The following is a 12,638-nucleotide window of genomic DNA, read 5'->3' as shown; positions in this document are numbered from 1 at the left end:
AATAACTTAATTGTAAAAATATGTTTACACAAACTAAACAAGTTGCTATAATCCCTAATTGACCGGTCAAAAATACCAATATAAGGGAGGTTAAAAATCATATATTGAAAATATATATGATTAACTTTTTTATGAAGATGAATGTGTTTTTAAAGTTTCTAATAACTGTCGCATTATTGCTTGGTAGTGTTACAAATGTAGCTGCAGCTGAAAACTCAAGTCAACAAACTACTAGCATTACAAGTGACACGGAGAATCTAACAGATCTTTTTAAGCAGAGAAACAACGTTCAGTTCGAGCAAATTGGTAATGAACAAGAAGTTTATTTTGAATCTAACGAGATAGAAATAAATGAGGAATTAATTGAAGAGTTTCATAGTATCGACGTTGAAGCGCAAAGTTACTTTGATACTTACTTTGACTTTTATAAAGAACACGGATATTTTCCTGAAAAGAAAGTCCTTACTAATAGATTAGCTTCGTCTGCCTCTTATGATGTAGCCTTAAATCTATTAAAAGGTTACGGCGTGAATTGGACTAAAGATCAACTAATTGCTAGACTCGCAACTTTAGGTGCTATCGCATCTCTTGATGGTCCTATTCCTATTGGAGATTTTGTTGCTCTCCTTGCAGGGGCTGTGATCCTTAACCCGAATCTTGACAACTACATTGCAAATTTAGATGAAATTACAAACTATTTAAAATCAGTTTCCCTAAGAAACGCTATTAGTAAAGTCACCGGAGCTGTTTCATTAAGCATTGCAACCAGAAAAGAAATTAAGAAAGGAAAAAAACACTTCGAAGCTTGGCTATCCACTGGTGGATGGGGCGGTATTTTTATTGGACGGTCGATTAGTTTATCTGAAGCGCAAAGTCGGGCTCGAAATGGTTTGGATACATTTAGTGTAAGTAAAGAGAGTGCAAAAAAAGTAGTAAAGCAAACAAACTATTGGTATTATGATGAAGGCGGTCACATTACATTGGGATATCTCGCCAATTTACCTCATTATCATATGACCACTGATGAAGCTCGTCGAAATAAATTGCCTGGTCACCATTTCTTCCCCTACGATCCACTTGATTAATAATTAGTCTGGGACTGGAAACGACATATAAGCTATAAATGTATATGTCGTTTCCGATATTTCACTAAAAAACAGTTGCTTCATTTTTTAACCTCCTATTTCGAACATAGCTAGGTGATAATTTCATGAATCAGGATGACCTTCATTCGAATCAGAATTCCATCCATCTCGAAAAGCTCTACAAAGACATTGACGAACAGTCAGCCAAGTTCTTTCACCATAACTATCAACATTACCTGGATGAAAATGTGTTTCCCGAAGACGCATGCTCCATTCCTCAAGATATCGATCTGTCCGCAGCTACTATTGTGTTAGGTGAACTCAAATGGGAGTGGACGGAAATTGAATTGTTATCCAGATTGAGTCTGTTAGGTGCAGAAATTGGAATCAATCGCCCGATCCCCGTCTTGGATTTCTTTACATTGCTAGAAGGGAAATCCGTAGTCTGGTCCAAATACTGCGATCATTATATAGAGAACTTTGAATCGCTTATCAACTGCTTAAAGCGATTTATCCCCGATCAAGATGAATCGAGTGAATAATTTTTAAAGTGCTCCCTTTTAAGTACCATCTTCGGACGAAGGAGGGGGCACTTTCGATCATGTGCCTCCTTCGTCCGAAGGGCTAGCAATTGGTTGCATAGGTCATGTCAGTTTCACATGCTGCTATTAGCTATAACACGTTGTTTTTTGATGACTTTTAAATTCCTCCACAGACCAGGTTTGAACTGCACCACATTTGTTGGGCCCTCCAACAGTTGGAAGTGCAGTTTTTCTATGACGAAATTTAGTGAAGATTTTAAACGTCTCCACTTCAAAGATACTTAGGAGGGATGGAGAGCAGCGTTCCCTTCCCTTCATGAAAAACGCCAAACCGTTCCGTTTGATACTGTGCATCATCCAAATACACTTGTGATCGCTCCGCGAACATAAACATGTTGGCAAGCATCTGATAGTGGCGAATTGACTCGTCCGGTCGCAGCAGCCGATGCGGGATATCGGCAATCATAATGGTCGCATTTTCCCACATCCACAACGCATTGTGGAGCGCCCCTCGAAGCATTCTCTGCCCACCATACAGCTTGTCCATGCGTTCACGCCCCTTTTATCCAACCAAACAATCATAGCTGATAATCATTACTACAATGCGATTATAGAAAAGAGTCGCGATTATGCGTAAAACATTCGAAAAGATTCTGCAGGAGGTACGCCATGGACGATATCGATATCAAAATTTTGCAACTCCTTGAGGAAAAAGGGAGACTCTCGCACGAAGAACTAAGCAAACTTTTGCACATATCCCGCCCTGCCGTTCATCAGCGGGTGGCAAAGCTGGAAAAGAGCAACATCATCAAAGGTTACCGCTGCATTGTCGATTGGAGCAAGCTGGAGCAAAAACTGAAAGTGCTGATCTTTATCAAAATGAAATGCCAAAACTTCAAAGAAATCGCAGGCAAGATTGTCGATTTGCACGTTCCGGGCGCAACGATTCTCGAATGCCAACGCCTGGCTGGGGAATGGTGCATGATGCTCAAAGTGCGGGTATCCTCCCCTGAGGATATTACGAATCTGATCGATGAAATGGTCAAATTCCCTGACGTTCAGGAGACTTCGACGACGTTTGTTTTATCTACCCTTTACGAAAACGGGATGAAGGAGAATTGAGAAAGAAGAGAGGCGACCCTGGATGATGCAAGGGAAAAAAGCAATGCAAATCGGCGAGTCAGAAAATTCAAATATCACTCTCGTTGTAATCGCTTTACTCTCCGTGTACATTTTTTGGGGAGGAACGTATCTCGGGATGAAGGTTGCGATTGAAACCATCCCGCCTTTTATCATGGCAGGCATTCGGTTTTTTGTGGCTGGAACTGTCCTCTATGTGCTTGCGCGGTTAAAGGGTGAGCAGCATCCGAGCGTTGCCGAATGGAAAGGCGCAAGAATCGTGGGCGCTCTCTTGCTCTTGGGCGGGAACGGGCTGGTCGCCTGGGCGGAACAAAAAGTCCCGTCAGCCATCGCCTCCCTGCTGGTAGCAACTGTTCCTTTATGGATTCTTGCTTTCAACTGGCTTGGCGGCAACAAAAAAAGACCTGCGCTCGGCGTCCTCGCTGGCGTACTGCTCGGCTTTTCCGGCATTGCCGTGCTCGTCCTGAACACAGGCGGAGCGAACAGCCAAAGCATGGACACAATCGGCATGATCGCCCTCTTGATCGCTTCGGTTTCTTGGTCAATCGGATCTTTGTATTCTCGCAGGGCAAAACTCCCCGCGTCTCCCCTGCAATCGACAGCGGCGCAAATGATGGTAGGCGGCGCTTTGCTGATCTTTGTTTCATTTTTCCTCGACGATTGGACGAAGCTGCACCTGTCTGAGCTATCTGTCCGCTCCGCTCTCGCCTTGGGCTATCTGATCGTGTTCGGCTCGATCATCAGCTACACAGCGTACATTTGGCTGTTGAAAAATGCTGACCCCGCCTGGGTATCGACATATGCTTTCGTCAATCCGATCGTCGCCGTATTTTTGGGTGGTTTCTCGCAAACGAGCGACTCTCTCCCCACGCCTGGGCCGCCGCTATCATTATCGTTGTCGCGGTCATGATGATTACGGTTTTTGGCGGGCAGAGGAAAGCCATCGAGCGGAAAGAAGTGGTGAGAGGGGAAGGGGAGGGCGTGTAACTATTAGTTTGAGAAAAAGGTGAAATTACCCTCATAATCCAATTTTTATAATAAAGCAAAAACAAGTCATGTTTGCTTAGAAAAAAGCAGAGGGGCGAATCATTTGGACAAAGAGAACCAGGGACTTCAAACTAAAATTTTCGACCTTATTGAACAAGAGGGACTGGAGGAACAACTGGAGTCATTGACCAGAAATGTATTTGAAGATTGCATCTCCAGAAATACAATCGAGTTAAGCCGCATAAATCCAAGCTTCATCCGTCTCATAGCGATGTTGCTTAAAAAGAGTTCTTTCCATGTCATTGGCCGAATTGAAGATAGCTTTATCAAGGACAAAAAGACAGCTACAGGGTCGCCGCCAGCGGCAGGGTATCGGTTTCAAGAGGGGTTTGGGAAGTGGTATGATCTCAGAGTGGAAGATGCCCTCTTGCTTGTAAAATACGGTAATGTCACCAACCTTGAAATTAATCCCAACGAAAATTACTTCATTGGGAAAGGAATCGATCTAAGGAAACTGCCAAGAGTAGCTACAGCCCCCGGCACTATTTTCACTGATGAAGAGATGCAGAACTACTTAGTATGGTTTAAAGGGATTCAAGTTCAGATGGGTATCCAGCCTACCATCATTTAAAAAGTAGCAAAAGCAGCCCTCTGCCAGTCGAATACAAGGAGGGCTGCTTTTGGTTTCGCGTATCTCTCAACTTTTACTACTTACTGATCGTTTCCTCACCAAGCAATTTCCCCGCAATATAATCAAACTGCTTTTCCAACGACAGCGGATCATTGAAATAAAATGTATTCGAATCAATCGTATACACGCGCTTGTTTTTGACGGCATCCAGCTGTTGCCACAACTCGTTCTTGCTTATCTCCTTCTCCAGCGAATCCTCGATAAACAAAAAATCTCCCGCATATTCCGGCAGTTTTTCATGCGAAAGCGCAACGTAGCCTTTGCCGATATCCATCGTTGCTTTCTGGATGATCTCCGGCGCTTTCAACCCAAACTCGCGATATAAAATCTCTCCGCCTCGTCCGTAAAAATCTCCGAACGCACCAAGCGATTTCATGTCTCCCCCCAAAATCGCCACTTTTTTGTCACCCACGACCTCGTGCACGGCTGGCTTATACTTCGCCACTTTGCTATCCCAGTTCGCAATCCACGCTTCTGCTTCCTGCTCCCTGCCAAACGCTTTGCCAAAAGCCCGAAGCTGCTCCCGCAAATTTTTTTCCCCGTATTTGATCGCGACAGTCGGCGCTATTTTTTGGATGTTCTCCAGGTTTTTCGCGTTGTCCAAGGCGATAATGACGTCAGGCTTCAGCTCCAACAGCTTTTCCAGCGAGTTGCTGTCATCGCCATAGCCCCCGATATTTTCAATCCCGTCCACTTTTCCCGCGTAAAAAGGATGATTCAGGGCAAACTCCGACAACCCTACAGGCTTGATGCCCAAAGCGAGGAAATAGCCTACGTAACTGTCTGCCAAAACGATAACCCGCTTCGGATTTTTCGGAATCGTCACCTCTCCGCTTGTCGTCTTGTAGGTGATCGTCTCTACTTTTGCCACGTTGTTCGCATCCCCTTGTGCCGGGGCTGCTGCCCCATTACTCGTGCTGGTCGCGCCAGAGCAAGCACTCAGCAACAGCATGATGCACAACAGCGCAGTTGCCGCCAGTGACGCTCGTGAACCTCTGCTCATCGGAAAATCCCCTTTTTTTGTATATTGATAATAATTATCACTATCAATGTACCGATTCAGCATCCGTTCCACAATAGAATATGTAGGGAATTTTGCCGGACTATCTGCAACTTTGCTCTGTTGCCAATTCCTTCTCCGATACTCGGCAGGCGACACGCCCAGCTTTTTCTTGAACAAGCGGCTGAAATAGTACACATCTTTGTACCCGACACCTGCCGAAATCGTCCGCAGCGAAGCGTCCGTCTCCGTCAGCAGGCTCGCCGCTTTTTCAAGGCGAACGCGAATCAAATAATCGATCGGACTGTAGCCTGTGCTTTGCTTGAATGTCGCGGATAAATGGTATGCACTGTAACGAAACATCTCCGCCAAAGACTCCAGCGTGATCGGCTCCGCATAATTTTTTTCCATGTACAGCATGATTTGTGCCGTCAAATCGGGATAGGTCACTTCGCTGCCCTCCCGCTCCAACTCTGCCAGCACCTGATAAACAAATTGGTAGAAAAGAGCTTTGATCTGAAACCGCCTCAGCGACTCTGGGCCCTGCCATTGCTCGTGCATTTGTTGCAAGTGGTGAAAAAGCAAAACCGGGCTGCTCGGGATCAGGCTGTATTGCGCCAAAAACGGGTTGCTGCGCTTTAACAGTTCAAGCAAACTCTGGCTTGCGGGTGCCGGAATCGTTGCTTTGTAAAAAATCGAGTAATATTCAAACGCTTCACCCGCAGGCACAATCTGGAGCGTGGCTCCTTTTCCGCTGTGCATGAGCTGAAACCCTTTTGCCATGTACGCCGTCCCATCCAACAAAACCTGCGCGTTGCCCCGTGTGGAAAAAAGAAACATGCTGGCCGGGAGCGTGTACGGTCCAACCCCTTCCCCCGGTGCCATCGCTGTGTGACGGATGTCCAAAATTTTAATGGCAGCCTGGTTCCATAGCAGCGCTTGGGTGTTTTCTTGCTTCAATGTGACCAGTCCTTTTTGTTTGGTTGCTTTATTATAATTGATAATAATTATCAGTTGAAGAGCAAGAACAGCAATCTGGCTAAAGCGAACCGGAGCCATCGCTTTGCTGTGCTCATAGCTTTTTCCGCTGTTTATCCGTCTCCCATAAGAGTGGTCGAACCAGCGATTGACGGCATTATAAATGCATATAGTCATGAAAAACTGTCTTCCCAACAACAACAACCGCTACATGCCAGACAGCTCCGGCATATAGCGGTTGTTTATGTCTCTTGTTAGTTGGATGAACCGTACAATGTACAATTGCCAAATGATAGTTACACCGAGCCTGAGTCTAAGTCTGAGCAAGCCTTGCAATCCCTTGTTGATCCGCTTCCCGTCCCTACAAAATTCACTACGTCCGCCGCATGTAAGCCCGCACCGTCAGCGGAGCGAAAATAGCCACGATAACGGCAGCGCTCGCGAGCGACAGAGCGAACTCCGTACCAATCGTGCCGCTATTGACCAATTCGCGAACCGCGCTCACCAGATGGGAGATCGGGTTGAGTTGGACGAACCACTGGAGCCACGTCGGCATCGTTTCAACTGGCACGAACGCATTGGAGAGAAAAGTCAGCGGAAACAGCACCAGCATGGAAATCCCTTGCACGCTTGCCGCCGTCCTCGCAATAACCCCGAAAAAGGCGAAAATCCAACTGACCGCCCACGAGCAGGCAATGACAAGAATCCCCGCAATCGCGACGAATCCCAGTCCGCCCTCTGGCTGGTAGCCCATGATATACCCCATCGCAAAAGTAAGCACGGTCGCAATCGTATAGCGGATCGTATCGGCGAGCAACGCCCCGGCCAAAGGCGCGATCCGGGCAATCGGCAGCGACTTGAATCGGTCGAAAACTCCTTTGTCCATATCTTCGCGGAGCTGGACGCCCGTCACGATGGACGTCGAGATAACGGTCTGCACGAGAATGCCAGGAATGATGATCGGCAAGTAGTTTTCCACGTTTCCTGAAATCGCGCCGCCAAAAATATACGTGAACATCAGGGTGAAAAGGATCGGCTGAATCGTGACATCAAACAGCTGCTCGGGAGTGCGCCGAATTTTCAGCAGCCCCCGGTAGGCCATCGTCAACGAATGGCGGAGCGCCTGAGCGAAACTGGCGCGGTTTTTCAACGAACGATCAAGCTCTTGCGTCAATGCTGCGCTTTTCATACAGTGGCTTCCTCCGTTCTGTTCGGGTGTTCTGAGGCTTGCTGTGCATTTTCGCTGGCACCGTGCCCCGTAATCGTTAAAAAGACTTCGTCCAGCGTCGGCTTTTGCACGCTGATCTCCGTCAGGTGAATGCCTCTCGTCCGCAGAGCGATCAGCAAATCGGTGACTTGGTCGGCGTTCGCCATTGGCGCCGTAATCTTGCCTGCTTCTGCCGTTACGCTGGAGCGAACTCCGAGCACTTGCTCCACCATTTCACGAGCATTGGCAATGTCCTGTACATTTTGGACTCGCAGATGCAGGGCGGAGTTCCCGACAGATGCTTTCAACTCATCCACCGTACCTTCTGCCACGACCCGCCCACGGTCGATCACCGCGATTCGGTCGGCCAGCTGGTCTGCTTCATCGAGGTATTGCGTGGTGAGCAAAACTGTCGACCCCGTTTCTACCAGGCGGCGAATCGTATCCCACATTTGCGAACGCGTTCGCGGGTCCAGCCCGGTCGTCGGTTCGTCCAGGAAAATGAGCGGTGGCTGCGCGATGAGACTGGCAGCCAAATCCAGCCGACGGCGCATCCCCCCGGAAAAGTGCTTCAATGGACGTTTGGCAGCCTCCGTCAGACCAAACTCTTCCAGCAGCTCAGCAGCTTTTCGTTTCGCCTCGGCGCGCCCCAAGCCGAGCAAACGGGAGAAAATAATCAGGTTCTCTGTGGCGCTTAACGACTCATCGACCGAAGCGTATTGCCCCGTTACCCCGATCAACTGCCGCACGACATGCGCCTCTTTCGTCACATCGTGCCCGAAAATGCGCGCCTCTCCGCCATCCGCCCGGAGCAAAGTCGCCAACATGCGAATCGTCGTAGTCTTGCCCGCCCCATTTGGACCAAGCACGCCGTAAATCGAGCCTGCCCGCACGTTCAAATCCACGCTATCTACAGCGCGATTGTCTCCGAACACTTTGACAAGCCCACGGGCTTCGACTGCCCATTCATTGCTGTACTTCTTGTTCATTCTGGCATCTCCTTACCCACTGTTATTTGATATCGCAACAATACCGTGCGGATTTAAACTGAATGTAAACTGGTTGTCGTTTTTTTATTTTAGGGCTTTTTGTCCGGTTGTTACACGTACATGGGAAGGGGGTGGAGGTCAGTCTGGAGGCGGAGAGGGAAGTGTTTTGCCGAGACATAAAAAGAGAATGATTGTCCAGAGACAATGTGGAATGTTCTTGGTTAGCTACAACAATCCGCTTTTAACTCCAACAAAAAAACGGCATCTCGGCCGTTTTTCGTGCCTTTTATATGCTGGCGCACGTAAGCGGGAGCGAACGAGCACCATTGGCAGTATAATCAATGTAGCAATGGCGGTGATATTACTGAAACCACCGCTGCTTGCCGTATTCAAGGGAAAACAAAACGGTATTACGATCATTTTCAAGCTTCTTATAATTCCAGTTTTGGCTTGATGCACTGCTGTGCCCAAACATGTTAATGATGTTTTCCTTCGAAGTTATATAAGCGTTAATGACATTCTCCTGATCAATAACAATCGCAAAATAAGGTTTGCAAGCAAAATGCCCACACGCCTCGTCTACTTTTCGAAATTCATCACTCGGTCTGGTAATTGTCAGTGCGTTATCAATTTGCCCCGCTGCCCTGCTTCGCGATTTAACGGATATGCCCAACCGTTCACCTGTTGACTTCCTCGTTGCAATGATGTCAATTCCCGTATGAGTGACATGCACACACTCGAATCCATGTCGAGACAACCAGTACATAATTAAATGTTCGGCAAAATCCCCCGTAATTTTCGAGTGATTGCTGCTCTTGTCAACGCTTTGCATTTTCTGTTGTGCCTCCCGATCCTAACGTTATTTCGTTCCTCATCTCTCCAAAATCACCCGTCAGCCAATCTGCTTTTTCCAGTCAAAAAACATTTTATCATCTCAATGCTTGGATAAGTTTATCGATCTGCGCCCGGCTGGCAAATGACTCATCAATTGATAGGAAAGACAACATGGAGACGGGCATTTTGGCATGAGCAGCCGCAAACATTTTGTGATGTCCGTCTAGCAAGTAGTGCGTATGCAGCCAAAGCTCATCGAAGTGTATATCATTAAGCGGAAATTTCGTGTCTAGAAAAGAAACACATACTGCCGTCGGATTGACGTTCCCTTTCCCCGTCTTCATGTACTTCTCAATGACTGACTGGTCCAATGATCCACTCGGTTGAATCGGCACGATGTATTCCTCTATTTTCTTTCCAGAACCCACTCGTCGGGAGCCGATTTGATAATATTCGCTTCCATCTGCCTGTCGTTTCAATCGCGGATATGCTTTGAACAAAGCGACAACATACTGACCATTTGGCACGATACATGATAATTCCGACACAAAATCATGGTTTAGCTCGGTTAATCCATTATTCAAGTTTGCTGAAATTCCCCTTGGATTCTTCCACTCCGCGCCCGATACTTCCACATAAAACAGGCACGTTTCACAATCGATCCCTGTATTGGCAATCTCTTCTCCGTTGATCGTTAAATATCTTTGATGATAGCCAGCCCGTTTATATTCGATAGGGGATGTAGAATCACTGATTGCAAAATCATTTATGTAGCTCACAATTTTGGTCATTGTGCCACTGCCTCCCATTCATGCTCCCCTGCCTAATCTCCTTGCCCACTTCTATTTTTTTCGAGTCAAGACGTAAAAGAAAAGCAAATTTCACCTATTTTATGCAGGTTATAGCTGTGTCATTTTGTGAATCCCACTCATCTTAACAAAAGAAAAAAAGAGTGAGAACCGCAGTTTTCGCTCTTTTTTCTTCACGAGATGATTTTTGAGGATTCGCAACACCCGTATTTTCTCCAACTATCGTAAAACGACGCGTTAAATTAAACTGTCGCACGAGAATGCCAAATCGCCGTCACCGATAATCGTCACATCGTACATTTGCTCTTTCGGCATGAAACGCTCTCCCTCTACTTTTTGGCGGCTTTGGTAATCCACTCAGCCAAACTGTTTATTTGCCCTTCCACAGCAATCGGATCGCGGTACCACGACTGATTTTCATTCCACAGGAACACTTTTCCATCCCGGATCGGCGGCAATTTGCCCCAAATCGGGTCAGCCTTCAACTGCTCCAGCGTCGAATTTGTCGTCAAAATCAAGTAATCCCCGGTATATTCAGGCAGCTTCTCCAGTGAAAATTCATAGTAGGAGTCCGCCAGCATATGTTCAGGAATGGCCGCAGGCGGCTTGGCGCCCAAGATTTCATACATGATCCGGCCACCACGTCCAGACTTCGGCCCGAACAAAAACACGGTGCCGTCGTATTCCTGCATGACAGACACTGTCTCGCCCTCATGAAGCGCTCCTTGTACTGCTTCGCGCAATTTGCCGGTTTTACGCTCAAAATCGGCAATCCATTGCTCCGCAACGTCCTTTTTGTCCAACAAATCGCCGAAGTAACGCATCTCCTCCTGAATCGATGCAAAGCGGTTGTAAGGCATCGCCACTGTCGGCGCAATCTTCGCATACTTGTCCACTGTTTCTGCTTGGGCGATTTGGGTAATGATCAAATCCGGTTCCACTTCAAGCAATGCTTCCAGCGAATCGCCCACATCCGTCACACCGTCGAGCTTGCCTTCCAAGTACGGACTATTCATCAAAAAAGTTTCCGAGGCAACTGGCTGGACGCCGAGCGCCAGCACGGTTCCCAAAAAAGCCTGTGCCGCTACGCGTTTTGGCTGCGCAGGCACTTCCACCTCTCCGGTCGCCGCTGTAATCGTTCGTTTTTCGGCAGTGGTAGGTGCCTTTGTCTCTGCTTGACTCGGATCCCCTGTGTTATTCGCCGTTTGGTTCGTTGCGCTGTTATTCTTTCCCCCTGTGCCTTCCGGTGCTGTCTCGCATCCCGATGCTGCCATAGTCAGGCACAGCAGAGCCGTGGCCAACCATTTTCTTTTGCTGCTTGCCATATCATTTCCCCCATCTGACAATAAATGATAATGAATATCATTATTATCAACATGATACATTGCCGGATGAGGAGCAACAACGGATGAATTTGACCGATTTCTTGTATCTTTCGAAACTGCATCCCGATATTTTTGGCGGTATTGGCCGGGAGTTACGCCTGTTTGCTTCTTGAACACGCGATTAAAATAAATCACGTCCGGATAACCTACGTAAGCAGCTATTTCCTGTTGCGTCGCTGCGGTATCACGCAGCAAATTGCGCGCCATATCCATGCGCAGACGAATGGCATATTCGAGCGGACTGCATCCCATCTGCTCTTTGAATTTTCTCGAAACGTACTGCGGGGTGTAATTCATTTGCTGGGCCAGCTGCTCCACGGAAATCACCCCGCGATAATTCCTTGCCATATAACGGATCACTTGCTCAGCCAGCGACGGGACGCACGGATGCTCCGCCCGCTCCCGCAACGCCGCATAGGTGAACCGGATGAAATCCCCTTTGGCCTTCAGCCACCGTAATCCGTCGTCCTTCCCGCTGCTCTTCTCTTGGTCGAACTGCCCTCTGCCCCCGCCGTCTGCCTGCTTCCAATCGTCAACCATCGCTTGGAGCATCTCCAGCAAGACGAGCGGTTCGGAAGGCGCCAATCCCCAACTTTCCATAAACGGATTCTCGGTTTGCATCATCATGTGAAACTCCCACAATGCAGAAGCTGGCAGCGATGCTTTGTATAAGATCATATAGGCGTCAAGCGAGCTGGCGGATTGAACCGATATCCGTTTCCCTTTGCCGATATGCTGCAAATGAAACCGCTCAGCCAGCCACACGTCGCCGTCTGCCCACAGCTCTGCGCTCCCATTAGCCAAATACATAAACATGCTTGTCGGCGCTACATAATCGCGAATTTCGTCGCCATGCCCGACCCGTTTGATCCGAATATCCAGCACGCGAACGATGACTTGATTCCACAGTTGAATTTGCTCGTTTATGTTCATCAAAATGCGGCGTAACGAACTTGAGCCAGCCAGTCCGTCACTCGCTCCTCCCACAGAG

Annotated in this window: 12 protein-coding genes; 5 read left to right on the top strand and 7 right to left on the bottom strand. The window is 47.8% G+C overall.

Going from position 1 to position 12,638, the window contains the following annotated elements; genetic code table 11:
* The first annotated feature begins 131 nt into the window (after positions 1-131).
* A complete protein-coding gene (locus HP435_RS07160) occupies positions 132-1,085 on the top strand; it encodes a hypothetical protein (RefSeq protein ID WP_148040610.1) in 954 nt (317 codons plus the stop codon).
* 125 nt (positions 1,086-1,210) lie between these two features.
* Positions 1,211-1,627, top strand: a complete 417-nt coding sequence (locus HP435_RS07155) for a hypothetical protein (RefSeq protein ID WP_063229227.1) — start codon at positions 1,211-1,213, stop codon at positions 1,625-1,627.
* Positions 1,628-1,898: 271 nt separating this feature from the next.
* Here the strand turns inward: HP435_RS07155 and HP435_RS07150 are convergent, their stop codons facing one another.
* Positions 1,899-2,174, bottom strand: a complete 276-nt coding sequence (locus HP435_RS07150; protein ID WP_122962953.1) for a hypothetical protein — start codon at positions 2,172-2,174, stop codon at positions 1,899-1,901.
* A 122-nt stretch (positions 2,175-2,296) separates the two neighbouring features.
* On the opposite strand from HP435_RS07150, the gene HP435_RS07145 reads away from it, so the two are divergent.
* From HP435_RS07145 to HP435_RS07135, 3 genes are all read left to right on the top strand, one after another.
* A complete protein-coding gene (locus tag HP435_RS07145) occupies positions 2,297-2,749 on the top strand; it encodes an Lrp/AsnC family transcriptional regulator (RefSeq protein ID WP_122962952.1) in 453 nt (150 codons plus the stop codon).
* A 22-nt stretch (positions 2,750-2,771) separates the two neighbouring features.
* Entirely contained in the window at positions 2,772-3,677 is a 906-nt protein-coding gene (locus tag HP435_RS07140; protein ID WP_229049844.1) for an EamA family transporter, read from the top strand.
* A 180-nt stretch (positions 3,678-3,857) separates the two neighbouring features.
* Positions 3,858-4,385 carry a hypothetical protein gene (locus tag HP435_RS07135; RefSeq protein ID WP_122962951.1) on the top strand — a complete coding sequence of 176 codons (528 nt, stop codon included), beginning with the start codon at positions 3,858-3,860 and terminating at the stop codon, positions 4,383-4,385.
* 76 nt (positions 4,386-4,461) lie between these two features.
* Here HP435_RS07135 and HP435_RS07130 read toward each other — a convergent pair whose 3' ends face one another.
* From HP435_RS07130 to HP435_RS07105, 6 genes are all read right to left on the bottom strand, one after another.
* The gene (locus tag HP435_RS07130) at positions 4,462-6,600 is read right to left on the bottom strand and encodes an AraC family transcriptional regulator (protein WP_173598427.1); all 2,139 of its coding nucleotides are present in this window, start codon (positions 6,598-6,600) and stop codon (positions 4,462-4,464) included.
* A gap of 196 nt (positions 6,601-6,796) precedes the next feature.
* Positions 6,797-7,612: an ABC transporter permease gene (locus tag HP435_RS07125; protein ID WP_063229219.1), complete on the bottom strand. Its 816-nt coding sequence runs from the start codon at positions 7,610-7,612 to the stop codon at positions 6,797-6,799.
* Entirely contained in the window at positions 7,609-8,619 is a 1,011-nt protein-coding gene (locus tag HP435_RS07120) for an ATP-binding cassette domain-containing protein (protein WP_173598428.1), read from the bottom strand. The genes HP435_RS07125 and HP435_RS07120 overlap by 4 nt, the downstream gene beginning before the upstream one ends.
* A gap of 361 nt (positions 8,620-8,980) precedes the next feature.
* Positions 8,981-9,451, bottom strand: a complete 471-nt coding sequence (locus HP435_RS07115; RefSeq protein WP_122962948.1) for a PDDEXK family nuclease — start codon at positions 9,449-9,451, stop codon at positions 8,981-8,983.
* A 97-nt stretch (positions 9,452-9,548) separates the two neighbouring features.
* Entirely contained in the window at positions 9,549-10,244 is a 696-nt protein-coding gene (locus tag HP435_RS07110; protein ID WP_173598429.1) for a hypothetical protein, read from the bottom strand.
* Between the two features lie 347 nt (positions 10,245-10,591).
* Positions 10,592-12,634 (bottom strand): helix-turn-helix domain-containing protein, encoded by a 2,043-nt coding sequence (locus HP435_RS07105; protein WP_229049843.1) that lies wholly within the window; start codon positions 12,632-12,634, stop codon positions 10,592-10,594.
* Positions 12,635-12,638: the final 4 nt, after the last annotated feature.

The sequence above is a fragment of the Brevibacillus sp. HD3.3A genome (assembly GCF_013284375.2).
GTDB classification, from domain to species: Bacteria; Bacillota; Bacilli; order Brevibacillales; family Brevibacillaceae; genus Brevibacillus; species Brevibacillus parabrevis.
Note: the sequence above shows the minus strand (reverse complement) of the source record. Positions and strands in the feature narration are given on the sequence as shown.